This window comes from Micromonospora sp. LOL_013 (assembly GCF_048060315.1).
Classification (GTDB): domain Bacteria; phylum Actinomycetota; class Actinomycetes; order Mycobacteriales; family Micromonosporaceae; genus Micromonospora_E.
Window position 1 is genome coordinate 40,813 of record NZ_JBHMIQ010000020.1, and the last position, 22,937, is coordinate 63,749.

Annotated in this window: 22 protein-coding genes; 17 read left to right on the forward strand and 5 right to left on the reverse strand. The window is 72.7% G+C overall.

The features are described 5' to 3' along the window. Positions 1–57: 57 nt before the first annotated feature. From ACFHWS_RS15080 to ACFHWS_RS15130, 11 genes are all read left to right on the forward strand, one after another. Positions 58–873 carry a pyrimidine reductase family protein gene (locus ACFHWS_RS15080; protein WP_416555762.1) on the forward strand — a complete coding sequence of 272 codons (816 nt, stop codon included), beginning with the start codon at positions 58–60 and terminating at the stop codon, positions 871–873. A 172-nt stretch (positions 874–1,045) separates the two neighbouring features. After that, the gene (locus tag ACFHWS_RS15085) at positions 1,046–2,791 is read left to right on the forward strand and encodes an ATP-binding protein (RefSeq protein ID WP_416555703.1); all 1,746 of its coding nucleotides are present in this window, start codon (positions 1,046–1,048) and stop codon (positions 2,789–2,791) included. A 45-nt stretch (positions 2,792–2,836) separates the two neighbouring features. After that, positions 2,837–3,994, forward strand: coding sequence for an exonuclease SbcCD subunit D (locus ACFHWS_RS15090; RefSeq protein ID WP_416555704.1), 1,158 nt, complete (start codon positions 2,837–2,839; stop codon positions 3,992–3,994). Beyond that, positions 3,991–6,480 (forward strand): AAA family ATPase, encoded by a 2,490-nt coding sequence (locus ACFHWS_RS15095; RefSeq protein WP_416555705.1) that lies wholly within the window; start codon positions 3,991–3,993, stop codon positions 6,478–6,480. Before ACFHWS_RS15090 ends, ACFHWS_RS15095 begins: the two co-directional genes overlap by 4 nt. Continuing rightward, the gene (locus ACFHWS_RS15100) at positions 6,477–7,499 is read left to right on the forward strand and encodes a hypothetical protein (protein WP_416555706.1); all 1,023 of its coding nucleotides are present in this window, start codon (positions 6,477–6,479) and stop codon (positions 7,497–7,499) included. Before ACFHWS_RS15095 ends, ACFHWS_RS15100 begins: the two co-directional genes overlap by 4 nt. Positions 7,500–7,515: 16 nt before the next feature. Then, positions 7,516–8,373, forward strand: coding sequence for a spermidine synthase (locus ACFHWS_RS15105; protein WP_416555707.1), 858 nt, complete (start codon positions 7,516–7,518; stop codon positions 8,371–8,373). Between the two features lie 78 nt (positions 8,374–8,451). Next, the gene (locus ACFHWS_RS15110; RefSeq protein WP_282230040.1) at positions 8,452–9,147 is read left to right on the forward strand and encodes a sigma-70 family RNA polymerase sigma factor; all 696 of its coding nucleotides are present in this window, start codon (positions 8,452–8,454) and stop codon (positions 9,145–9,147) included. Then, the gene (locus tag ACFHWS_RS15115; protein WP_416555708.1) at positions 9,144–10,013 is read left to right on the forward strand and encodes an anti-sigma factor family protein; all 870 of its coding nucleotides are present in this window, start codon (positions 9,144–9,146) and stop codon (positions 10,011–10,013) included. The genes ACFHWS_RS15110 and ACFHWS_RS15115 overlap by 4 nt, the downstream gene beginning before the upstream one ends. 346 nt (positions 10,014–10,359) lie before the next feature. Next, positions 10,360–11,055 (forward strand): hypothetical protein, encoded by a 696-nt coding sequence (locus ACFHWS_RS15120; RefSeq protein ID WP_416555709.1) that lies wholly within the window; start codon positions 10,360–10,362, stop codon positions 11,053–11,055. Between the two features lie 374 nt (positions 11,056–11,429). Beyond that, positions 11,430–12,233 (forward strand): hypothetical protein, encoded by an 804-nt coding sequence (locus ACFHWS_RS15125; RefSeq protein WP_416555763.1) that lies wholly within the window; start codon positions 11,430–11,432, stop codon positions 12,231–12,233. A gap of 128 nt (positions 12,234–12,361) precedes the next feature. Beyond that, on the forward strand, positions 12,362–13,300 hold the full coding sequence (locus ACFHWS_RS15130; protein ID WP_416555710.1) for a DNA-3-methyladenine glycosylase family protein: 939 nt from the start codon (positions 12,362–12,364) through the stop codon (positions 13,298–13,300). Positions 13,301–13,329: 29 nt separating this feature from the next. Here the strand turns inward: ACFHWS_RS15130 and ACFHWS_RS15135 are convergent, their stop codons facing one another. Further along, the gene (locus ACFHWS_RS15135; RefSeq protein WP_416555711.1) at positions 13,330–13,860 is read right to left on the reverse strand and encodes a DUF1990 family protein; all 531 of its coding nucleotides are present in this window, start codon (positions 13,858–13,860) and stop codon (positions 13,330–13,332) included. 142 nt (positions 13,861–14,002) lie between these two features. Between ACFHWS_RS15135 and ACFHWS_RS15140 the strand changes: the two genes are divergently transcribed. The 3 genes from ACFHWS_RS15140 to ACFHWS_RS15150 all read left to right on the forward strand — a co-directional run bounded on the left by ACFHWS_RS15140 (position 14,003) and on the right by ACFHWS_RS15150 (position 17,689). Continuing rightward, positions 14,003–14,995, forward strand: coding sequence for a class I SAM-dependent methyltransferase (locus tag ACFHWS_RS15140; RefSeq protein WP_416555712.1), 993 nt, complete (start codon positions 14,003–14,005; stop codon positions 14,993–14,995). Positions 14,996–15,083: 88 nt separating this feature from the next. Then, positions 15,084–16,136 carry an ATP-dependent DNA ligase gene (locus tag ACFHWS_RS15145; RefSeq protein ID WP_416568410.1) on the forward strand — a complete coding sequence of 351 codons (1,053 nt, stop codon included), beginning with the start codon at positions 15,084–15,086 and terminating at the stop codon, positions 16,134–16,136. Beyond that, entirely contained in the window at positions 16,133–17,689 is a 1,557-nt protein-coding gene (locus ACFHWS_RS15150) for an alpha/beta hydrolase (protein ID WP_416555713.1), read from the forward strand. The genes ACFHWS_RS15145 and ACFHWS_RS15150 overlap by 4 nt, the downstream gene beginning before the upstream one ends. A gap of 37 nt (positions 17,690–17,726) precedes the next feature. Here ACFHWS_RS15150 and ligD read toward each other — a convergent pair whose 3' ends face one another. Continuing rightward, positions 17,727–18,764, reverse strand: a complete 1,038-nt coding sequence (ligD, locus tag ACFHWS_RS15155) for a non-homologous end-joining DNA ligase (protein ID WP_416555714.1) — start codon at positions 18,762–18,764, stop codon at positions 17,727–17,729. A gap of 69 nt (positions 18,765–18,833) precedes the next feature. Between ligD and msrB the strand changes: the two genes are divergently transcribed. From msrB to ACFHWS_RS15170, 3 genes are all read left to right on the forward strand, one after another. Further along, positions 18,834–19,256, forward strand: a complete 423-nt coding sequence (msrB, locus tag ACFHWS_RS15160) for a peptide-methionine (R)-S-oxide reductase MsrB (RefSeq protein ID WP_416555715.1) — start codon at positions 18,834–18,836, stop codon at positions 19,254–19,256. Between the two features lie 122 nt (positions 19,257–19,378). Then, a complete protein-coding gene (locus ACFHWS_RS15165; protein ID WP_278168181.1) occupies positions 19,379–19,639 on the forward strand; it encodes a Prokaryotic metallothionein in 261 nt (86 codons plus the stop codon). A gap of 20 nt (positions 19,640–19,659) precedes the next feature. Beyond that, positions 19,660–20,169 (forward strand): GNAT family N-acetyltransferase, encoded by a 510-nt coding sequence (locus ACFHWS_RS15170; RefSeq protein WP_416555716.1) that lies wholly within the window; start codon positions 19,660–19,662, stop codon positions 20,167–20,169. Positions 20,170–20,274: 105 nt separating this feature from the next. On the opposite strand, the gene ACFHWS_RS15175 is transcribed toward ACFHWS_RS15170, so the two are convergent. The 3 genes from ACFHWS_RS15175 to hemG form a co-directional block, all read right to left on the reverse strand. After that, positions 20,275–20,655: a hypothetical protein gene (locus ACFHWS_RS15175; RefSeq protein WP_416555717.1), complete on the reverse strand. Its 381-nt coding sequence runs from the start codon at positions 20,653–20,655 to the stop codon at positions 20,275–20,277. Between the two features lie 115 nt (positions 20,656–20,770). Further along, positions 20,771–21,478, reverse strand: a complete 708-nt coding sequence (gene hemQ / locus ACFHWS_RS15180) for a hydrogen peroxide-dependent heme synthase (RefSeq protein WP_416555718.1) — start codon at positions 21,476–21,478, stop codon at positions 20,771–20,773. Continuing rightward, the gene (gene hemG / locus ACFHWS_RS15185; protein ID WP_416555719.1) at positions 21,475–22,905 is read right to left on the reverse strand and encodes a protoporphyrinogen oxidase; all 1,431 of its coding nucleotides are present in this window, start codon (positions 22,903–22,905) and stop codon (positions 21,475–21,477) included. The genes hemQ and hemG overlap by 4 nt, the downstream gene beginning before the upstream one ends. Between the last annotated feature and the right edge of the window lie 32 nt (positions 22,906–22,937).

Genomic DNA, 22,937 nt, shown 5'->3' on the forward strand with positions numbered 1-22,937 from the left:
CGACTGTCAGCACCGTACCCCCGCTCCGACTCCACCGGTCACCGGTCCGGCCGGCGAATGACCGACCAGCCACCGGCCCCGGACGCGCCGACCCCGGACAGGCCTGCCCCGGACCCGCCGGTCCGCCGATTCGGGCCACCGCCGGCCGGGTCCGCGCTGGACGACCCGGCCCTGATCGAGGCGTATGCTGTCGCTCCTCACGACCAGCTCAGGGTGAACTTCGTGACCAGCGTGGACGGGGCGGTCGCGGTGGCCGGCCGGTCCGCCGGGTTGTCCGGACGCGCGGACAAACGGGTCTTCGGCGTCCTGCGGATGCTCTGCGACGCGCTGCTGGTCGGTGCCGGCACCCTGCGTCAGGAGCAGTACCGGGCGTTGCGGCTGGACGACCGGCGCCGCCGCTGGCGCCGGCAGCACGGCCTACCCACCCATCCCACCCTGGTCGTCGTCTCCGCCTCGCTCGATCTCGACCCGGACCAACCGGCCCTGGCCGACGCACCGACGCGGCCGATCGTGCTCACCACGACCGACGCGCCGACCGAACGGCGACGTCGACTGGCCCGGGTCGCGGAGATCGTCCCGGCCGGCGAGCGCACCCTCGATCTGACCGCCGGGCTGAGCCAGCTACGCGCCCGTGGTCACCGTCGGCTGCTCTGCGAGGGTGGTCCGATGCTGCTCGGTTCGCTGACCGCCGCCGACCTGGTCGACGAACTCTGCCTGACGGTCTCCCCACTGCTCGCCGGTGCCGGTGCCGGCCGGATCAGTGCGGGTCCGGCAAGCCCGGTACGGCAGCTACGGCTGGGCCAGGTGCTGGCCGCCGACGACGGCACGCTGCTGCTCCGCTACACCCGGCCCGACCCGACCACCACAGGATAGTCACCGTGAGTCAGGCATGATCACCTGAGGGCAACGGATCGGGTCGACCGAAACCCACCGTCGGCAAATTCAGCCGGCCGCGCCGAGTCGGATGCCGCGCTGGTCGTACCCGTGGGGCAGGATGCAACCCGTGGGCATGACGCAACCGGACTTCAGCGACCAGTCCATCACTATGAGTGACACGACACCGGAGGGTGCGCCGGTGGGCCGGGTGCTGGGTACCGCCGACGCCACCCCACTGCAGTTCTGGACCGCGGTCGGCACCGGCAGCTATCTGCAACTGGACGACGTCGTGGTGACCCGCCGCGAGCTGCCGGGCGCCGAGCCGGTGACCATCGCCGGGGTGGTCACCCAGGTCCGGGCCCGCCACGAAGGGGCGCAGTTCGACTCCGACGTGTTCGCCATCGCCGACGGCACCCTGCCCGCCCAGGTGCAGGAGGCCGCCGAGATCACCGCCACCCGGGTCGATCCGGAGATCTACGTACCGCCGGAGCCGGGCGCCCCGGTGTGGCGAGCCGAAGGCGACGCCCGCGCCCGCGCCCTGCACTTCGACCGGATGGAGCGCCGGATCCCGATGGGCACCGGCCGCGACGGGGTGCCGGTCTACCTCAACGCCGACTTCCTCGACGGCCAGCGCGGCGCACACGTGTCCATCTCCGGCATCTCCGGCGTCGCGACCAAGACCAGCTTCGCGACGTTTCTGCTCTACTCGGTGTTCCGCTCCGGCACTCTCGGCGGCGACGCGGTCAACGCCAAGGCGCTGATCTTCAACGTCAAGGGCGAGGACCTGCTCTTCCTCGACCACCCCAACGTCCGGCTCGACGAGGCGACGACCGCCGCGTACGCCAAGCTCGGCCTGCCCGCCGGCGCCTTCCCGGACGTACGGGTGTACGCCCCGCCGCGCGCCGGCGACGCCTCCGGCACCCCCGACGTGACCAGCCGGCTCACCGGCGTGGACAGCTTCTACTGGACGGTCGCCGAGTTCTGCGACCAGCGACTGCTGCCGTACGTGTTCGCCGACGCCGACGACGAACGCCAGCAGTACACGATGGTGGTGCACGCGGTCACCGCGTACCTGCACCGGCACGCGCAGCCGGCCGACGGCGGCATCAGCATCGACGGCCGACGGATCGGCTCGTACGGGGATCTGGTCGACCACATCGTCGACCAGCTCGGCGACGAGGAGACCCGGGCGGCGTGGGCCGGCTCGGCGGTCGGCATGGGCACGGTGAACGCCTTCGCCCGTCGGCTGATCAGCAGCAAACGCGACCTGGCCCGGCTGATTCGCGGCGATCTGACCGCCCGCCGCCCACACCAGATCAACACCGCCGAGAGCGCCCAGGTCACCGTCGTCGACCTGCACAACCTGCCGGACCGGGCACAGCGGTTCGTGGTCGGCGTGACCCTCAAGGGCGAGTTCGAGCGCAAAGAGCGGGCCGGCACCGCCAAGCCGTTGCTGTTCGTCGTGCTCGACGAGCTCAACAAGTACGCCCCCCGGGACGGGTCGTCACCGATCAAGGAGGTGCTGCTCGACATCGCCGAGCGGGGCCGCTCGCTCGGGGTGATCCTGATCGGCGCCCAGCAGACCGCCAGTGAGGTGGAGCGGCGGATCGTCACCAACTCGGCGGTCCGGGTGGTCGGCCGGCTCGACCCGGCCGAGGCGTCCCGGCCGGAGTACGGCTTCCTACCGGCGGTGCAGCGGCAGCGGGTGCTGCTGGCCAAGCCGGGCACGATGTTCGTCAACCAGCCGGACATCCCGGTCCCGCTGTGTCTGGAGTTCCCGTTCCCGGCCTGGGCCACCCGCTCGTCGGAGGCCGGCGACGCGCCGTCGGGCACACTGCGCTCGATCGTGCAGGCCGCTGACCCGTTCGCGGTGGTCGGCGGCCGGTCCACCGTCGACGACGACATCCCGTTCTAACCCGTTCCGCCCGTTTTGACCCTGAGGTCGAGGAGGTCCCCCCGGATGCGGATCCTGCACACCTCCGACTGGCACGTCGGCAAGGTCCTCAAGGGACAGGCCCGGTTGCCCGAGCAGATCCAGGTGCTCGCCCGGGTGGTCGAGATCGCCCGTACCGAACGCCCGGACCTGGTGATCGTCGCCGGTGACCTGTATGACACCTCCGCTCCCGGACCGGACGCCACCCGGGTGGTCACCCGGGCGTTGACCGCGTTGCGCGGCACCGGCGCCGACGTGGTGGCGATCGGCGGCAACCACGACAACGGGGCCGCGCTGGACGCGCTGCGGCCGTGGGCCGACGCCGCCGGGATCACCCTGCGCGGCGCCGTCCGGGACACCCCGGACGAGCACGTGATCACCGGCACCACCGGCGACGGCGAACGGTGGCGGCTGGTCGCGCTGCCGTTCCTGTCCCAGCGGTACGCCGTCCGGGCCACCGAGATGTACCAACTGACCGCGGCCGAGGCCAACCAGACGTACGCCGACCACATCGGACGGGTGCTGGCCCGGCTCGCCGGAGGGTTCGGTGAGCCCGGTGTGGTCGATCTGATCACCGCCCACCTGACCGTGGTCGGTGGGCGGTCCGGCGGCGGCGAGCGGGAGGTGCACACCGTCCTCGGGTACGCCGTACCGGCCACCGTCTTCCCGACCGGGACGCACTACGTGGCGCTCGGCCACCTGCACCGCGCCCAGCAGCTCGAGGCGCCCTGCCCGGTGCGCTACAGCGGCAGTCCGCTGCCCATCGACTTCGGCGAGGAGGACAACGTCGGGTCGGTCAGCATCGTCGACGTCACCGCTGGCACCGCCGCCCGGGTACGCGAGGTACCGGTGGACGCCGCGACCCCGCTGCGCACCGTCCGCGGCACCCTCGACGAACTGGCCGCCGGCGAGTACGGCGACGCCTGGCTGCGGGTGTTTATTCGGGAGACGCCCCGGGCCGGGCTGCGCGAAGAGGTGCAGGCGCTACTGCCCCGGGCGTTGGACGTGCGCATCGACCCGGAGTTCACCCGGTCCGCGTCCGCCACCGGTGCGACGCGCACCCCGCAGCGGGCCGGCCGGGCACCCGGGCAGCTGTTCGCCGACTACCTGGACGCGCGCGGGCACGGCGACGACGACGTACGGACCCTGTTCGACACGCTGTACGAGGAGGTGACCTCGTCGTGAGGCCGCTGCGGCTGGATCTGGCCGGATTCACCGTGTTCCGGGAGGAGACCACGGTCGACTTCACCGACGCCGACTTCTTCGCCCTCGTCGGGCCGACCGGGTCGGGCAAGTCCAGCATCCTCGACGCGATCTGTTTCGCCCTGTACGGCGTGGTACCGCGCTGGGGCAGCAGCCGGGGCATCGCCGCCGCGCTGGCACCGTCGGCCACCGAGGCCCGGGTGCGGCTGGTGTTCGAGAGCGCCGGCAGCCGCTACGTCGCCACCCGGGTGATCCGCCGCGACTCGCGGGGCGCGGTCAAGACCGGCAACGCCGGCCTGCAGTTGATGCCACCCGGGTTCGACGTGACCCGGCTGGACACCGGGATGAGCCCGGACGACCTCGGCGAGGTGCTGGCCGGTACGCCCGCCGAGATGGAGCAGGCCGTGCTGGACGCGGTCGGGCTGCCGTACGAGCAGTTCACCACCTGCGTGCTGCTGCCGCAGGGCCGGTTCGCCGACTTCCTGCACGCCAAGCCGGCCACCCGCCAGCAGATCCTGGTCAACCTGCTCGGGCTGCACGTCTACGAACGGGTCCGGGAGCGGGCCACCGCCCGGGCGGGGGCCGCCGAAGCGGCAGTCGCGGCGGTCGACCAGTTGCTCGGCGGTCTCGCCGACGCCGACGAATCGGCGGTGGCGGCTGCGGCGCGTCAGGTCGACGCGATGCGGGCGTTGGCGACCGCGGTCGACGCGGCGCTGCCCCGGTTGGCGCAGGCCCAGCAGGCGGTGGCGAGCGCGGCCGACCAGGTGACGGCCCTGGACGACGAGGTCGGGCTGCTGGCCGGCGTCGCCGCACCGGAGGCCGCCGCCCGGCTGGCCGATCAGGCGGCGGCCGCCCGGGTCGCCGCCGCCGACGCGGACCGGGCCGTCGCCGACGCCGAGGAACGCGAGGAGAAGGTCCGCGCCGAACTGGCCGCCATCGGTGACCCGGCCGACCGGCGGCTGCTGCTGCAGACACACGCCGAACGGGACCGGGTCGCCGCCGAATCGGCCGAGCTGGCTCCGGCGCTCGCCGCCGCGCAGGCCGAACAGATCGCCAGCCAGGCGGCGCTACGGTCGGCCCGGTCCACCGCCGAGGCGGCGGACCGCGAGTTGGACCGCGCCCGGCAGACGTACCAGGAGGCGCAGTCCGCCGACCTGGCCGCCGCGTTGCGCCACGAGCTCGTCGCCGGGGCGGACTGTCCGGTCTGCGCGCAGCCGGTGAGCACGGTGCCGCCGGTGCCGGCTGGGTCCCGGGTCGCCGAGGCGAAGTCCGCCGGTCAGGCCGCCCGGGCCGCCGCCGACCAGGCCCGCCAGGCGGTCGCCGAGGCCGAGCAGTCGCTGCGCGGGGTGGAGCGGGCCGTCGACCGGGCCAGGGTACGGGCAGAGCAGCTGACCGCCCGGCTGGCGCAACTCGACGCCCGGTTGTCCGACTCGCCCGGCGCCGACGCGTTGCGCACCGATCTGGCCACGGTCAACCGGTTCCAACGCGCCCTCGACGACGCCGGTGGCCAGGTCCGCCGGGCCCGGGAGGCGGCCCGTCAGGCGCAGCGCGCCGCCGTGACCGGCGAACAGCGGCTACAGGCCGGCTGGCGGGAGTTCGACGCCGGCCGGGACGCCGTCGCCCGGCTGGCGCCGCCGGCCGCCGACCGCACCGATCTGGCCGCAGCGTGGACGCTTCTGACCGACTGGGCGCACCAATTGCTCGCCGAACGCCGCACGGCGCGGGCGGAGGCGGAGGCTCGGCTGGCTTCGGCCCGGTCAGCGGCCAGCGGCATCGCCGCCGACATCGACGCGCTGTTCGTCGCCGCCGAGCTGGCACCGCCGGCCGGTGCCGATCCGGCCGGCTACCGGCAGTCGGCCGCGCTGGCGGTCCAGCGGGCGCAGACCGACCACGAACGAATCACCGAACGGTTCGCCCAGGCAGGTGAGCTGCGCGGCCGGCGGGCCGACCAGGAGCGGCAGGCCCAGCTGGCCCGGACGTTGGCCGGGCACCTGCGGGCCAACAACTTCGAGCGGTGGCTGCTGGTCGAGGCGCTGGACCTGCTGGTCGACGGCGCGTCGCGGATCCTGCGGGAGCTCTCCTGCGGTCAGTACGAGCTGGTGCACGACGCCGGTGAGTTCTTTGTCGTCGACCACCACGACGCCGGACTGCGCCGCGGGGTACGCACCCTGTCCGGTGGGGAGACCTTCCAGGCGTCGCTGGCACTCGCCCTGTCGTTGTCGGAGCAACTGGCCGGGATGTCGGCCAGCGCCGCCAGTCTGGAATCGATCGTGCTCGACGAGGGCTTCGGCTCACTGGACGCGGCCACCCTGGACACCGTCGCCGCGACCCTGGAAGGGCTCGCCGCCCGGGGTGACCGGATGGTCGGCCTGGTGACCCACGTTCCGGCGCTGGCCGAGCGGGTACCGGTCCGGTTCGAGGTCAGCAAGGACGCCTGTACGGCCCGGGTCCGGCGGAGCGGGCTGTGACCGCGACCGTGACGGGCCAGCCGGCCACCGGGGTCCGCTGGTTCGTCGAGGGCTGGCAACCCGGCTACGGCACGTCGTTCGAGGCCGCCGACTCGGGTGGCCCCGGCGCCGCCGACGACGGTCAGGACGCCACCGATCTCGCCGTGGAGCTCGATCCGGCGGCGTGGCGGCCGTTACGCCAGCCGGCCGATGTGCGCGCACCGGATGTGGTGCTGCTGGTCGACGGGGTGCGTCGGATCGACGCCTCGTTGTGGAGCGAGGAGCCCGACGGAGTCTCGTACCCGGCGCTGGCCGCCTCGTACGCCGCCGGTGTGGTGCGCTGTGACCTGCGGCGCGGGGCAGCCCGGTTGGCGGCCGGAGCCCGAACCGAGCGAGGCCTGTTCACGCCGAGCACCGCCGCCACCGACCTGGTCGTCGGGCGGGTGCGCTATCCGGCGCGGCGGGTCGACGACGCCGATCCGGCCGTACTGCCGCAGGCGGTGCAGCCGGCGCTGGCCGCGCTGGAGATCGCCGTCTCCGAGCAGGCCCGCGCCGACGGCGCGGACGACCCGGCGAACCTGCTGGTGGTGGACGGTCCACTGCGCGGGCGCCGGCTGCCGAACACGGTCGGCTACGTCAAGTCCCAGCGCCAGCCGTACCTGCCGGCGAGTCTGATCCCGGTGGTGACCGCGCTGCAACCGGCGGAACGCAGCCCGGTCTTCCTGCGCGGCACCCGGTGGCGCAGCTACTCGTGGTATCTGCGGCTGCCCGGGCCGCGGGGCGCGCCGTGGGCGGGCATCGTCCGGGTGGAGTGCCGGCCAGACCTGACGCCGCAGGCGGCGATCGCGCTCGCCGATCTCTCGCTGGCGACGCTGCCCCGGTTCGCCTCGGCTCCGTACAAGGATCCAAGGGCACCGCAGAACCTGGTGCCGATCGCCGGGCTGGAGCGACGGCTGCGGGCGATGCTCGGCGACGCCCGGCTGCTGCACCGGGCGCTCAGCCTCTCGGCGGCCGGGCGGGAGAGTCCGGCGTGGCGGTGACCGGCATACTGTGCCGATGGGCCGTACCCGCAGGACAACGCCGCCCGCGGTCCAGGTAGACACCGGCACCGCGCGGCTCGTTCCGGACCCGGACCGGCGGCGGGCGTACACCCTGCTGTTGGACGGCACCCAGCAGTCCCACGTCGATCTCGACGATCCGACACACCTGGAGTTCGAGTACGTCCGCCGGATCGCCGCGGCGATCGACCTGGCCGCCCCGGCCGGTGCCCCACTGCGCGTGCTGCACCTGGGCGGCGGTGGGCTGACCCTGCCGCGCTACCTGGCCGCCACCCGTCCCGGGTCGAGCCAGCGGGTAGTGGAGATCGACGCCGCGTTGACCGAGCTGGTCCGCCGCGAACTGCCCTGGCCGGCCGACCGCAATCTGCGGGTCCGGGTCGGTGACGCACGGTCCGCCGTCGAGCAGGCTCGCACGGACAGCTACGACCTGGTGATCGCGGACGTGTTCGCCGGTGCCCGCACTCCGGCACGGCTGACCTCGGTCGAGTTCGTCACCGAGGTCGCCCGGGTACTCGCACCCGGCGGGCAACTGCTGTCCAACGTGGCTGACGGCCCGCCGCTGGGCTGGGCCCGCCGGCATCTGGCGTCGGTACGGCAGGTGCTGCCCGGCATCTGCCTGGTCGCCGACGCGGCCGTGCTGCGCCAGCGCCGGTACGGCAACCTGGTGGTGGTCGCCGGACGCGCCGTGCCGGCTGTCGGGGAGCTGGCCCGGCTGGCCGCCGGTGACTGGTTTCCCAGCCGGGTGCTGCACGGTGCGGCGCTGGACCGGTTGATCGCGACGGCGTCGCCGATCGCCGACGCGACCGCGCAGCCGTCGCCGCCGCCACCGGATGGAATTTTTCCGAGCGGGCGTTGATCCGTCCGCCGGCCGGCTCCGTACCTCGGGGTGGGCCCCCAGCCGCGGGCCATGTCGACGTCGGATGGAGGTCCTGCGATGTACGCGGTCGCCAGCGGCTGGCAGGCGGAGAGGATCCGGCCGGGCGTGACCGGCAACGGTTCGGCCACGGCCCGCAGCACACAACGTTGGCAGAGCATCGACGGGAGGGCGGCCGAGCGCGATGATGAGCCGGTGACGCCACGGACCGCAGGGAGCCGGCAGCAGGCCGGGACAGCGGAGTCCAGCCACGGGGACGATCTCGTCCGCACACTGTACGCAGAGCACGCCCGGCCGCTACTGGGATTCGTGTTACGGCTCACCGGGGGGGACCGGCAACGGGCCGAGGACATCGTCCAGGAGACACTGCTGCGGGCGTGGCGCAACGCCCACCGGCTCGGCGCGCAGGGCCAGGCGTCGCTGCGACCGTGGCTGGTGACCGTCGCCCGACGCATCGCGATCGACGACCACCGCAGCGAGAAGGCTCGCCCGACCGAGGAGTACGACCGGGATCTGGAGAGCTTCGCCGAGTCCGACGGCACCGATCAGGTGCTGCGGCAGATGACCGTCGCCGACGCGTTGCGCACGCTCAGCCAGCCGCACCGGGAGATCCTGGTCGAGACGTACTTCCGCGGCCGCACGGTCCCGGAGGCGGCCGCGGAGCTGGGGCTGCCACTGGGTACCGCCAAGTCGCGGGTCTACTACGCGCTACGAGCGCTGCGGACGGCGCTGCAACAGCGGGGGGTTACAGAATGACACGGTCCGCCCACTGGGACGTCGGAGCCTACGCGCTCGGCGCACTCGATGCCGACGACGTCGAGCGGTTCGAGGAGCATCTCGCCGGCTGCTGGGCCTGCGCGGCAGAGCTGGAGTCACTCATTCCGATCGTCGGGTTGATGTCCGCCGTAGACATCGACCAGTTGGAGGACAGCCCCGTCCTCCCTCAGCCCGGCCCCACCGGTGTGAACCGGGCTGGTGGGGCGGACGACGGCGACGGCGGCGCACCGGTGCCGATCCGGCCGGCCCTGCGGTCCGACGCCGACCAGCGTCGCGACCACGGTCAGGTCCGTCCGCTCGGCCACGCCGGTAGGTCCCGACGGCTGTTCGCGGGCCGCCCGCTACAGATCGCCGCCGGGTTCGTGCTGCTGGCGACGCTCACCGGTTTCTCGTTCTACGCCGGGTCGGCCTGGTCAGATGGTTCGGCGACGCCGCAGGCCGGGCCGCAGACGTCGGTCTCGGCCAGCCCGTCACCGGTCGATCCGCAGTCCGGGGTCGGTGGTCCGGAGGTCACCGGCGAGAAGTTCAACGCGGTCGACCCCACCACCGGGGTGGAGGCCGACGTGGTGCTGGAGGAAGCCGCGTGGGGCACCCAGGTTTCGTTCGCGCTACGCCGGGTGCCGGGTCCGATGCAGTGCCGGATCGTGGTGCTGCGGGCTTCCGGCACCGCCGAGGTGCTCTCCACCTGGACGGTGCCCGAGGCCGGGTACGGCACCGCGGAGCAACCCGCGCCGTTGCTGCTGAGCACGTCGACGGCGGCGCCCCGGGACGACATCGAACGGATTCAGTTCCAGGCGGTCGACCAGTCCGGGGTCGCCACCGCGATCGTTACCGTACCGGTCTGAACAGTACCGGCCTGGACGGAGGGTCGAAGTCCATTCCTGACGTACGCCACGAACGAGCGTCGCGATATCTGCGCCAGCAGATCCGACGTACGCGCAGCCCGTGGGTGTCCGAATTAACGGATACCCGCGGGCTGTTCTGTCTCTGGCAGTCGTCACGTGTTTGCCGCTGACCCGTAACCGGTGCATTCTGCTCCTGATGGGCATGACGGCGGCCGGCCGCACGCAGGACACGACGACCCGGTTCAACGCCGGGCTGTGAAATTGTGCACTCGGCATTACCGATCCAAACCGGGATGCGCTGCGTACTCCTTTATGAAGCCCGATGTGGACGAATGAGGGAGGGCACGTGGCACTGGGAAAGCGGACCGTCATAGTCGCAGGCGCGCTGGCGGCACTCGTGTTGCCGGGTTGCGCCCCGGCAGGTTACAACCCGGACGACTTTGGCGGCGCTCAGGCCCAGCCAGTCGTCAACGCGGCGAACGCGGCGTCGGCCGCGCCCGAGCCGGTGGAAACCGAGGACATCGCGGTCGAGGTCGCCGACGAGGACCTTACCAAGGAGCTGGTCGGCAAGGCCGTCGACAAGATGGGTGACGTCGTCACCGACGAGGACGGCTGGCTGCTCTACCGCTTCGAGGAGGACTCCAACGACCCGGCGACCTCGAACTGCGAGGGCGACTGCGCCAAGATCTGGCCGCCGGCGCTGACCGACGGCGACCCCATTCTGTCCGGGGTGGACGAGGAGCTGGTCGGCACGGTGAACCGGCCGGACGGCACCCGGCAACTGACCATCGACGGTTGGCCGATCTACTACTACGCCGGAGACGAAAAGCCCGGCGACTGGAAGGGCCAGGGTGTCGGCGGCACCTGGTACGTCGTGCAGCCGGACGGCACGAAGAACCTGGAGTGCCTGCCGGAGGGCACCCCGAAGCCGATTGCGGTGCCGGACGGTGACGGCCGAGACAACATCAAGGGCCTCGACGACAGCAAGGACTCGGACAGCTTCGACAGTGACTCTGAGGACTCGGGCGACTACGACTACTGACTCTTTCAGGGCGCCCGTGAATCGCGGCGGCCGGTCGTTGCCAGGGAGGGCGCGGCCGGCCGTCGCCTCGTTTGCGGTGGATCCGCCACCGGCGCCTCGAGCCGGTTCTTAAAGCCCGCGTTAAGTGCCTCCTAAGTGTTCCGTAGTTGCTCTAAGGATTGTTGACTGTTGTGGAGTGACATCCATACGGTCGACGGCAGTGGCGAACCACAGCCATCACCAACTGCGTTGCACCCGGACGACCAATTGGCGTTCGACGAAAGAGGTGGCACCACGTGAACAGCCCACAGCGCCGCAGGCGTACCAGTGACCAGCCGACACGCCGGGGCAGATCGGCGGGTAGCACCCGCAACCGCGTCATCGCGGTGACAACGATGTTGGCGGTCTTCGGCGGCGTGGTGGCGGTGACCCAGATCTCGTCTGCCGGAACCCGCGGCGACCGGGACCGGGACCGTGGTCGCGACCGGGCCGCCGCGGTCTGTGTAAGCCCGAGCGAGTCGGTCGATCCGGCGGATACCGGGACCACCGTGGACGGCAACGGCGTACGGCACCACTGGGGTGACGGCCAGCGCGGCCCGGACCAGTGCCAGGACTCCCCCGCCCCCGACGATCCGACCGACACGCCGGCCGGGTTGGAAATCCTCGGCGACGACTGCGCCGACAGTTCGTTGGACCCGCACGAGGGTTTCCAGGACGGTGAGCGGTGTGTAAGTACGGCGTTCGGCGAGGTCGGCGACGCGGACACCAACCCGCAGCTGATGATCATCTCGTCGCCGGGGCGGGTACGCGCGAACCAACCGTTCACCCTGCGGATCAGCACCCGCAACCTGGTACGCGACCGGTTCCTGCCGGCCGGGCAGGGCGGCTACTACCTGGAAAGCTCGTTCCTGACCGAGGACGGCCTGACCCGGGGGCACTTCCACACCGCGTGCCGGATGCTGACCAGCAACCGCACCGCTCCCGAACCTGGCCCGGTGCCGGCGTTCTTCGTAGCCACCGAGGACGGTCGGGGTGGCGCCGGCGCCGACGAGGTCACCGTCGAAGTGCCCGGCCTGCCCGGCCCCGGCATCGCCCAGTGCGCGTCGTGGGCCGGCGACGGCTCGCACCGGGTGCCGATGATGCAGCGGGCCAACCAGATCCCCGCCTTCGACGTGGTCCGGGTTGTCGTCACCCGATGAGGTCGGCCGTCGCCGACGGTGATCGGCGGTGACCGAAGGTAACCCGGGTCCAGCGAACCGACGCCGGGACGAGCAGCAGACTCGTCCCGGCGTCGATGCTGTCCGCCGCTGCTGGCACAGTGACCGGCATGGTCGTGGAAAGACGGACGTCCGGGGCCGCACCGGCGCGGGTCCGGGTGCTGCGGCCGCCGGCCGGCTACCAGCTAGCCGGCTCGGTACGGACGCTGGCGATGGGCCGACACGATCCGTGCGCCCGGTGGCTGGCGGACACCTTCTGGTGGACCGCCCGTACCCCGGCCGGGCCGGCGACCCTGGCGCTGTGCCGACACGGCGGCGAGCTCGTCGCCGCCGGCTACGGACCCGGCGCCAGCCAGATCTGCGACATCGCCGATGCGGTCGCCGGGCTCCGCGACGACGTGTCCAGTTTCCTGCCCATGGCCCGCCGGCATCCGGTCGTCACGGCGGTGGTCCGCCGCTACGCCGGCGTCCGGCTCCCAGCCACCGGGCAGGTGTTCCCCCGGTTGCTGCGGGCCGTGCTGGAGCAGAAGGTCACCGGTGCGGAGGCGTACCGCGGGTACGCTGCGACGGTCCGCCGGTACGGCGCACCAGCTCCCGGCCCGGTCGCTGACCTCTGGGTCGCGCCGGAGCCGGCAGCCCTCGCCGCCGCGCCGTACTGGTCGCTGCATCCGCTGGGTATCGAGCAACGACGGGCGCAGGCCCTGTGCGGCGCGGCGGCGGTCGCCGACCGGTTGTCGGACAGCGGCGACCCGCAGACGGCCACCCGGCGGTTGACCGCGCTGCCCGGGATCGGCCCGTGGACCGCTGCCGAGGTGGTCCGGGTGGCGTTCGGCGCGGCCGACGCGGTGAGCGTCGGCGACTACCACCTGCCGAACACGGTGGCCTGGGCGCTGGCCGGCGAGGCCCGCGGGACCGACACCCGGATGCTCGAACTACTGGAGCCGTTCCGGGGGCACCGCGGTCGGGTCTGTCTGCTGCTGGAGCTGGCCGGGGTGCGGGCGCCCCGGTTCGGGCCCCGGGCCCCGGTCCGTTCCTTCGCCGCCTACTGACCCGTCGCCGGCCGGCGTGCCGTCGGCGGTCAGCGGGTGAGCCGGCGCAGCGCGGTGCCCAGCCGGTGGGCGTAGGCCCGCTGTGCCAGCGCACCCAGTGGGCCGGCCAGCCGCATGATCGGCGCCACCGGCCGGCTGAACGCCACCACCGACAGCCACACCCGGTCGCCGTCGCGGTGCACCAGGAACGCCTCCTCGCCACTGGCCGGATGGCCGGGCAGGGTGCCGTACGCGAATCCGGCGAGGTCCGGCTCGTCGACCGCCCACACCACCGCGCACGGCGCGGCGATCCGCAGCGGCCCGACGCCGAGACCGACCGTCACCAGCACACCGGTCTCGGCGCGGGGAGCCGACGCCGTCACCCGGGCACCGGCGGCCCGGTGCATCCGCCAGGTGAGCACCGCCTCGGCCGCCGCCGGGAAGCTGCCCGGCCGCAGCCGGCGACAAGACCGCAGATGGCGGTAGCCCGCCGGCAGCGGCGGTACGGAGTGCCGGACCGATCCGGTCTGGTCGCGCAGCACGGCGGTGGCGCCGGCCTGCGGATAGGTGAAGCTGGGCACGCGATCCGCCTTTCCCGTACGGTCGCCGGGACGGCGCCGACGAGCGGAGCAGGACACCGACCAGGACGGCCGGTGCGGTCACCTGGATTGTCCTCCGATCGACCGTCTGTCGCTGCGGTAATCAGCGGTATGGTCTGCCACCATGACAGCGTTCACACCGGTCCTGCCCGAGCGGACCGCCAGCTACCTGCGGACCGGTCTGCACCAGGTCAAGGGCTGGCTGAACGTCTCGACCGCGGTGTACCTCAGCGGCGTGGAGGCCGCTCAGCGCGGGGCCGGGGTGAGCGGCGACGTGGCCGAGATCGGCATTCACCACGGCAAATCGTTCCTGTGCCTCGCCCTGGATGCGCCAGCGGATCAGCGGGCGGTCGCCATCGACGTCTTCGACGACCAGGCTGCCAACCTCGACCAGTCCGGACGCGGTGACCGGGACATCTTCGAGCAGAACCTCGCGACCTACGGCGCCGGCGACAACGTCGACATCGTGCAGTCGTCGAGTCTCGACCTGGAGCAGGCCGGCTTCGTCGCCGCCGGGCGCCGCTTCCGGATTTTCTCCATCGACGGTGGCCACACCGACCAGATCACGGTGAGCGACCTGCGAATCGCCGAACGGACCGTGGTCGACCACGGGCTGGTGGTACTCGACGACGTACTCAACCGGCACTGGCTCGGCGTGATCACCGGCCTGTTCAGCTACCTCGGCGACGGCGGCAGCCTGGTGCCCGCCGTGTTGGTGCCCAACAAGCTGATCCTGGCCACCTCGGCCGACCAGGCGAAACACTGCCGGGCGATGTTCGCCGAGCAGTTCCCGGACGGGCTGGAGAAGGCCGGCGTACCGCTGGCCGGCCATCAGATCGACGTCTACGGCGACCGCCCCTGGCTGGTACGCGGCGAGGACGGCCGCAGCGAACCGGTCACCGGTCACGAGTTGATGGCGACGATCACCGCAGCCCGGCTCGCCGAGCTCGAACAGCAACTGCGCTCCGCCCGGGCGGAGCTCGACACGACCCGTCAGCAGCTGCGGACGGCGGCCCAGCCGTTGTACCGGCGCGCGGCACGCCGCCTCCCGTGGCTGGTCCGCCCGGTCCGGCCGATGTTGCGCCGGGTCCGTGCCGTGGTCCGGTGGTCCCGCTAGTCGTCCTCGGCCGGCGGTCCGGCGGATCGTCGGACCGGGATGGTTCACTGGGTGGGTGACTTTCCCGATCGCCCTACCGATCGAGCCGATGCTGGCGAAACCGGTCGCGACGCTGCCGGTCGCCGCCGGGATGAGCTACGAGCCCAAGTGGGACGGCTACCGCTGTGTCATCTTCCGTGACGGTGATCAGGTCGAGCTGGCCAGTCGCGGCGGAAAGACGCTGACCAGGTATTTTCCCGAGGTCATCGAGCAGGCCCGGCAGCAGTTGCCGCCCCGGAGCGTGGTGGACGGCGAGTTGGTGGTGATCCGGCCGGAGACCGGGCGGTCCCGGCTCGACTTCGACCTGCTCGGCCAACGGATCCATCCGGCGGCCTCCCGGGTGCGGCTGCTCGCCGAGCAGACCCCGGCTTCCTTCGTCGCCTTCGACCTGCTGGCGCTGGGCGACGAGGTGCTGCTCGACGAGCCGTTCACCACCCGCCGGGCCCGGCTGACCGACGCGCTGGCGGCGGTCACCGCACCGGTGCATCTGACCCCGGTGACCACCGACCCGGACACCGCCCGCCGCTGGTTCGAGATCTTCGAAGGCGCCGGCCTCGACGGCGTCATCGCCAAGCCGGCCGAGCTGCGCTACGAGCCCGGGAAAAGGACGATGTTCAAGGTCAAGCACGGGCGGACCGCCGACGTGGTCGTCGCCGGCTTCCGCTGGCACAAGTCCGGCCAGGTGATCGGGTCACTGCTGCTCGGGCTCTTCGACGACGCCGGGGTACTGCACCACGTCGGCGTGTCTGCGTCGTTCACCGCCGCCCGGCGCGCGGAGCTCGTCGACGAGCTGGCGCCGTTGCGCACCACTGCCGCGGACCACCCGTGGGGGTCGGGTGACGACGGCTCCGGCCAACGGATTCCGGGCGCCCCGAGCCGGTGGAGCGGCGGCAAGAACCTCGAGTGGCAGCCGCTGCGGCCCGAGCTGGTCGCCGAGGTCGCCTACGACGCGATGGAGGGCGACCGGTTCCGGCACACCGCACGGTTCCAACGCTGGCGTACCGACCGGGAGCCGGCCTCCTGCCGGTACGACCAGCTGGACCGACCGGTCCGGTTCGACGTGGACCAGGTGCTGGCCGGCGACCCGACCAGCCAGCAGTGAGCCGGCGCCGCTGGCTGCCCACGAGCCGGCGCCGCTGGCAGCCTGTCGTCGCGGCCGTCGTGGTTGGTTCGCTGGTCGGCCTGACCGGGTGCACGGCGGCGCGGCCCGACCCCGGGGCGACCGGCGGGCCCGACCCACCGCCGCACTGGCAGCCCTGCCCGGAGTCGACCACGCAGCGGTACGGCCCACCACCCGACGGGCTGCGCTACGACTGCGCCACGATCGACGTACCGGTCGACTGGGCCGCCGGTCCCACCGCCGGCACCCTTTCGGTCGCGCTGATCCGGGCCCGGTCGGCCCGGCAGCAGGACCGCATCGGCACACTGGTGGTCAACCCAGGCGGGCCCGGTGTCTCCGGGGTGGACGCCGCCGCCCGGTTGGCGCTCGGCGAACGGCTCGGCGGCCTACCGGAGACGGTGCTGCGCCGGTTCGACCTGGTCGGCTTCGACCCGCGCGGAGCCGGCCGCTCCGACCCCGTCGACTGCGTCGACGACAGCGACTGGGACGCCACCTTCGGGGCGGACCCGGATCCCCGTGACCCGGCCGCCTTCGCCGAGGCCGCCGCGCTCGGTCAACGGATCGCGGCCGGCTGCGCGGCGCGCTACGGCGAGCGGCTCACCGCGTACTCCACCCATCAGACCGCCCGGGATCTGGACGCGGTGCGGGCGGCGGTCGGCGACGAGCAGCTGACCTTCCTCGGCTACTCGTACGGGAGCCTGCTGGGAGCCACCTACGCGCACCTGTTCCCGCACCGGGTCCGCGCGCTGGTGCTCGACGGCGCGATCGACCCGGGGCAGGACCCGGTCGCCGGGTCACTGAGCCAGGCCGCCGGCTTCGAACGGGCGTTCGCCGCCTTCGGGCGGTGGTGTTCCGGCGCACCGGCGGACTGCCCGATCAGCGCCGACCCGGCCGGCACGCTGGCCGCGGCGATGGACCGGGCCCGGCAGGGCCCGGTCACCGGGGCGGACGGCCGGGCGGCCACCGCCGGCTGGATCTTCTACGCCGTGGTCGCCTCGCTGTACGACCGCAGCGGCTGGCCACGGCTGGGCCGGGCGCTGGCTGAGCTGGGCGACGGCGACCCGGGCCCGGTGTTCGACCTCGCCGACGGCTACACCGGTCGCGGCGACGACGGCCGGTACGGCAACCTGTTCACCGCCAACCTTGCGGTCAACTGCGCCGACGCCGCTGTGCCGCTGGGCACCGACGAGATCCGGCAGCTGCAGCAGCAGTGGCGCCGGCAGCATCCGACGTTCGGTCCGGCGCTCGCCGTCGGCCTGCTGGCCTGCGCCAACTGGCCGGTCGCGGCCGACCCGTACCCGGTCGGTCTTGCGGTCGGTGCCGCGCCGATCCTCGTCGTCGGCACCACCGGTGATCCGGCCACCCCGTACGAGCAGGCACCACGGCTGGCCGAGTCGCTCGGCACCGGCGTGCTGGTGACCCACGAGGGCGACGGGCACACGGCGTACCCGCACGTGGCTTGCGTGGCCGACGTGGTGGACGCGTACCTGATCGATCTGACGGTGCCCGACGACGGCCTGAAATGCTCGTCCTGACCTCAGACCCGGGCGGACGTGGCCGGACCTGGGCGGGTCAGCCGCCGGGCACCGGGCGGGCCCGGGACGGCTGCACCCGCATCGGCTCGCCGGGCATCTTCGGATGGTCCGGCGGGTACGGCAGGTCACCGGCGCCGTCGCGGTCGTCCCGGTCGGCCCACTCCAGCAGCGGGGTGATGTCCCACGGCGAGTCGTCGATCCCGGCGTGCGGGTCACCGACGGCGGCCAGCCGCGGCGGTACGGTGCGCAGGTCGAAGTCGTCCGGCTCGGCCCGGGTCAACTCGTCCCAGGTGACCGGGGTGGAGACGGTGGCGCGGGGGTTCGCCCGCAGTGAGTAGGCACAGGCAATGGTCCGGTCCCGGGCCATCTGGTTGTAGTCGATGAAGACCTTTCGCCCTCGCTCCTCCTTCCACCAGGACGTGGTGACCAGGTCGGGCCGACGGCGCTGCACCTCGCGGGCGAACGCGATCACCGCCCGACGGACCTCGGTGAACAGCCAGCGCGGCTGGATCCGCAGGTAGACGTGCACCCCGCGGCCGCCGGAGGTCTTCGGGTACCCGGTGGCACCGAGCTCGTCGAGGATCGCCCGGACCTCGCCCGCGGCCGCCACCGCGTCGGCGAAGTCGGTACCCGGCTGCGGGTCCAGATCGATCCGCAGCTCGTCCGGCCGGTCCACGTCACCGGACCGGACCGGCCAGGGGTGGAACACCACGGTGCCCATCTGCGCGGCCCAGGCGACGTGGGCCAGATCCGCCGGGCAGAGTTCGTCGGCGGTACGGCCACTGGGAAACTTGATCTCGGCGGTACGCAGCCACGGCGGCACGCCCCGGGCCGGCACGCGCTTCTGGAAGAACATCTCGCCGTCGACGCCGTCCGGGAACCGCTGCAGCGTGGTGGGACGGTCGCGCAGCGCGCGCAGGATGCCGTCGCCGACGGCCAGGTAGTAGTCGAACACGTCCCGCTTGGTGTACCCCGGCCCGGGGAAGCACACCCGGTCCGGGCTACTCAGCCGCACCTGGTGGCCGGCCACTTCGACGGTGGTCGCGGCCCGGAAACTCCGGCTCTGCCCTGTCACCCCTCGACCTTAGGCCAGCCGGCCGGTGATCGGCGGCCGGCGGTGCCGTACCGCCGTACCGTAGTGACCATGACAGACGAGATGACGTCCCTGCCCCGTACCGACGAGCAGTGGCGGGCGCGGCTCAACCCCGAGGAGTTCCGGGTGCTGCGTCAGGCCGGCACCGAGGCACCCTGGTCCGGCGAGTACGTCGAGACCACGACGGTCGGCACGTACCACTGCCGGGCCTGCGACACGCCGCTGTTCACCAGTGACACCAAGTTCGACTCGCACTGTGGCTGGCCGAGCTTCGACGAGGCGCTGCCCGGGTCGGTGCGCTACATCGAGGACCGCTCGCACGGCATGGTCCGCACCGAGGTGCGCTGCGCCACCTGCGACTCGCACCTCGGGCACCGGTTCGACGGCGAGCGGTACACCCCCCGCAACGCCCGCTACTGCATGAACTCGGTAGCGCTGCGGCTGGAGCCGGCGACCGACGCCACCCGGAGTTGACGGCCCACCCCGCTCCCTCGCGCATGTCCCAGCATTTCGGTCACAGCATTTCGGCGATTCGCCCGTTCCGGGCCTCCCCGATGCCGCACCCTGCGAATGAGGCTGACGTTGGGAGGAGCACGATGGCGACCTGTGAGGTCTGCGGCAACGACTACTGGCTGGCGTTCGACATTCGGACGGTCAGCGGGGACACCTACACCTTTGACTCGTTCGAGTGCGCGATCCAACTGCTCGCGCCGATCTGCGAGCACTGCCAGTGCAAGATTGTCGGGCACGGGGTCGAGGTGTCCGGACGGTTCTTCTGCTGCGCCCACTGTGCCCGGGCAGTTGACCAGGAGCAGGGTGCCGAGGTCCGCGACGCGGTCGGCAGCCGGCCGGGCTGAGCCGCGTATCATCCGTCGGCGTGCCCCCCAAAACTGGCCTGACGCAGCACGTCGCGCACACCGCCGAACTGCCGCCGTTGGTGCTGTACCAGCTGCTCAAGCTACGGGTCGACGTGTTCGTGGTGGAGCAGCGGTGCGCGTACCCGGAGCTGGACGGCCGCGACATCGAGCCGGACGCCCGCCAACTGTGGCTGTCCCGGGGTGACACGGTGGTGGCCTGCCTACGGCTGCTCGACGAACCAGGCGGCGGCGCGGAGCCCACGGCCAGGATCGGCCGGGTGGCCGTCGCCGCGACCGAACGCGGCCGGGGTCACGCCGGTCGGCTCGTCGAGGCGGCGTTGCGGCTCGCCGCCGGACGGCCCTGCGTGCTCGACGCCCAGGCCCACCTGACCGGGCTGTACGCGCGGTACGGGTTCGTCGTCGTCGGACCGGAGTACCTCGAGGACGGCATCTGGCACGCACCGATGCGCCGTGCGGCAGATCCGGTCGGTGCGGTGCACTCGGCGGGACCTGACCGACGCGGGACCTGACCGACCGGGCGGTCCACGCGAAGACCGGCGACCGGATGGACGTGTCCACCGCGGCCGCCGGCCCGGTCCGCCATACCCGTCACCGGGTCGGCGGCCCTGCACGGGTCAGCGCTGTCGCTCACCCGAGTTCCGCCAGGCGCTGCCGGCCTTGGCCAGCCCTCGGCTGACCACGTAACCGATGGTCAGCAGCGCGACGTACAGCCATGCGGTGCTGGCCGGGAAGGGGTCCCCGCCACCGGCGGTACCCTGCACGCCATCGATGTCCGGGTTGATCACCTGGGAGGCCAGCAGTACGCCGGCGACCGCGATCAGGTAGACGTAGAACTCGGTGCTGCGGAACGCCGACTTCGTCTCGGTGCCCGGGGTGATCGCCGGGCGCGTCCCAGCGTTCATGTCCATCTGGTGTGCCTGGCCGTCGGCCATCGGCTGCCCGGTCATCGGCCGGTTCACGGCGGTGGTGTTGCGGGTCGGAGCTTGCGTACTCATCACACCCTCCTCCGGATCAGATGAGTGGTCCTTCTCCGGTCCGGTCGACCCGGTCGGCTGACCGGGCAACCTCGGGGGGCAGTGGATAGGTACCCGGGCCGGCCCCCGGGAAACGTCAGGGCAGATTTGCGACCAGGTCGGCGACGGTACGGTTCCGTCCGGTGAAGAACGGCACCTCCGCGCGGACGTGCCGCCGCGCCGACGAGGCCCGCAGGTCGCGCATCAGATCGACGATCCGGTGTAGTTCGTCGGCTTCGAAGGCGAGTATCCACTCGTAGTCGCCGAGTGCGAAGGATGCGACGGTGTTCGCCCGGACGTCCGGATACGGCCGGGCCATCTGCCCGTGCTCGGCCAGCATCGCTCGCCGCTCCGCCTCCGGCAGCAGGTACCACTCGTACGAGCGAACGAACGGGTACACGCAGATGTACGCCCGGGCCGGCTCGCCCCCCAGGAACGCCGGCACATGACTCTTGTTGAACTCGGCCGGGCGGTGCAGCGCCAGCTGGGACCAGACCGGAGCGAGGTGGCGGCCCAACGCCGTACGGCGCAACCGCCCGTACGCGTCCTGCAGCTCGTCGCTGTCCGCCGCGTGCCACCAGATCATGATGTCGGCGTCGGCCCGCAGCCCGGCGACGTCGTAGGTGCCCCGGACCGTGACGTCCTTGGCGGTCAGCTCGCCGATCAGCGACTCGACCTCACCGATCATGTCGCCGCGCAGCGCCGGCAGCCGCTCGGCGACCCGGAACACCGACCACATGGTGTACCGGATCGTCGAGTTCAGCTCACGCAACCGTGCCGCATTGGTCTGCTCGTCGCCGCTCATCGGCGTTCCCCTTCCAATTTAGTCAGGATCTCATCGGCGGCGTTCTCGCCGGACCGCACGCACACCGGGATGCCGATACCGTCGTACGCCGCGCCGGCCAACGCCAGCCGGTGCCCGGCGGACCGCAGCGACCGACGGGCCGCAGCCACCCGGCTCAGGTGTCCCGGCGGGTACTGCGGCAGCGCGCCACCCCACCGCTGCACGTGCGACTGCACGGAGGCCGGCTGCCGGACGCCGGTGAGCCGGGTCAGCTCCGCACGCACGGCGTCGACCAGTTCGTCGTCGGAGCGTTGCAGTAGCCGCTCGTCGCCGTGGCGGCCGACCGAGGCACGGACCACGGCCAGCCCGTCCGACCGTCGCAGCTGGGCCCACTTGGTGCTGAACAGGGTGACGGCCTTGGTAATGGTCCGCTCGGTCGCCGGCACCAGGAAGCCGGAGATCTCCGGCAGCTGCAGCTGCGGCACCGCCAGGGTGACCAGGGCGATGCTGGCGTACTCGAGCGCACCGACCCGGACCGCCGCGGCGGCGTCCACCGCGGCGAGCAGCCGGGCCGCCGGCCGGGCCGGCACCGCCAGCACCACCGCATCGACGTCCACCCGCTCGGCGCCGCGGGTCGGCCCGACCGTCAACCGCCAGCCGGCCGCCGAGGCGGCCAACTCCCGTACCACCGCCGAGGTCCGCAACCGGACCTCGGCTGCCCCGTCGGCGGCCGACAACGCGGCCCGGACCGCCGCCACCAGCCGGCTCAGCCCGCCGTCGACGGTGGCGAACACCGGCGCGCCGGCCGCCGGTGGCCGGGCGGCCAGCGCCGCCCGGACCGCCGCGACCAGGGTGTGTTCCGTGCGGGCCGCCGTCGCCAGTCCGGGGATGGTGGTGGCCAACGACAAGGTGTCGGCCCGACCCGCGTACACCCCGCCGAGCATCGGGTCGACCAGTTGCTCGACGACCTCGTCACCCAGCTGCCGACGGACCAGCTCACCGACGGCGACGTCCTCGTCCGGCTGCAGCAACGGCCGGCCCTGGTCGGCGTCGCGCTCCGGTTCGGCGCGGGCCACCCGGGCCACCGCCGCGAGGTCGCCGGGCACGCCGATCAGCGTCCCGGCGGGTAGCGGAACGAACCGTCCGTCCCGGGCCAGCGCCGCCTGGCCGACCGCCGGGTGCCGCAGGTGGTCGCCGAGGCCGACCCGGCGGGCAAGCACGACCGCGGCGGAGTCGCCGCCGGCCGGATCCCGCATCAGGAACGCCTCGGCACCGCGTTCCACCGGCAGCCCGGCGAATTCCCTGGTACGCAGCTTGCCGCCCAGCTCGTCGGACTGCTCGTAGACCGTGATCCGGGTCCCGGCGGGTGCCCGGTCGCGCAGCCGCAACGCCGCGGCCAGCCCGGCGATCCCGCCACCCACCACGGCGATCCGCCACGGTTGCTGCATACCGTCACCTTGCCACCCGGGCGGTCGGGCCC

Excerpts from the sequence above, each read along its gene's own strand:
- ACFHWS_RS15140 (WP_416555712.1), top strand. The coding sequence starts at position 14,003 with ATGACAGCGTTCACACCGGTCCTGCCCGAGCGGACCGCCAGCTACCTG.
- ACFHWS_RS15085 (WP_416555703.1), top strand. The coding sequence starts at position 1,046 with ATGAGTGACACGACACCGGAGGGTGCGCCGGTGGGCCGGGTGCTGGGT.
- ACFHWS_RS15130 (WP_416555710.1), top strand. The coding sequence starts at position 12,362 with ATGGTCGTGGAAAGACGGACGTCCGGGGCCGCACCGGCGCGGGTCCGG.
- ACFHWS_RS15165 (WP_278168181.1), top strand. The coding sequence starts at position 19,379 with ATGGCGACCTGTGAGGTCTGCGGCAACGACTACTGGCTGGCGTTCGAC.
- msrB (WP_416555715.1), top strand. The coding sequence starts at position 18,834 with ATGACAGACGAGATGACGTCCCTGCCCCGTACCGACGAGCAGTGGCGG.
- ACFHWS_RS15115 (WP_416555708.1), top strand. The coding sequence starts at position 9,144 with ATGACACGGTCCGCCCACTGGGACGTCGGAGCCTACGCGCTCGGCGCA.
- hemQ (WP_416555718.1), bottom strand. The coding sequence starts at position 21,478 with ATGAGCGGCGACGAGCAGACCAATGCGGCACGGTTGCGTGAGCTGAAC.
- hemG (WP_416555719.1), bottom strand. The coding sequence starts at position 22,905 with ATGCAGCAACCGTGGCGGATCGCCGTGGTGGGTGGCGGGATCGCCGGG.
- ACFHWS_RS15175 (WP_416555717.1), bottom strand. The coding sequence starts at position 20,655 with ATGAGTACGCAAGCTCCGACCCGCAACACCACCGCCGTGAACCGGCCG.
- ACFHWS_RS15090 (WP_416555704.1), top strand. The coding sequence starts at position 2,837 with ATGCGGATCCTGCACACCTCCGACTGGCACGTCGGCAAGGTCCTCAAG.
- ACFHWS_RS15080 (WP_416555762.1), top strand. The coding sequence starts at position 58 with ATGACCGACCAGCCACCGGCCCCGGACGCGCCGACCCCGGACAGGCCT.
- ACFHWS_RS15105 (WP_416555707.1), top strand. The coding sequence starts at position 7,516 with ATGGGCCGTACCCGCAGGACAACGCCGCCCGCGGTCCAGGTAGACACC.
- ACFHWS_RS15110 (WP_282230040.1), top strand. The coding sequence starts at position 8,452 with ATGTACGCGGTCGCCAGCGGCTGGCAGGCGGAGAGGATCCGGCCGGGC.
- ACFHWS_RS15145 (WP_416568410.1), top strand. The coding sequence starts at position 15,084 with ATGCTGGCGAAACCGGTCGCGACGCTGCCGGTCGCCGCCGGGATGAGC.
- ACFHWS_RS15125 (WP_416555763.1), top strand. The coding sequence starts at position 11,430 with ATGTTGGCGGTCTTCGGCGGCGTGGTGGCGGTGACCCAGATCTCGTCT.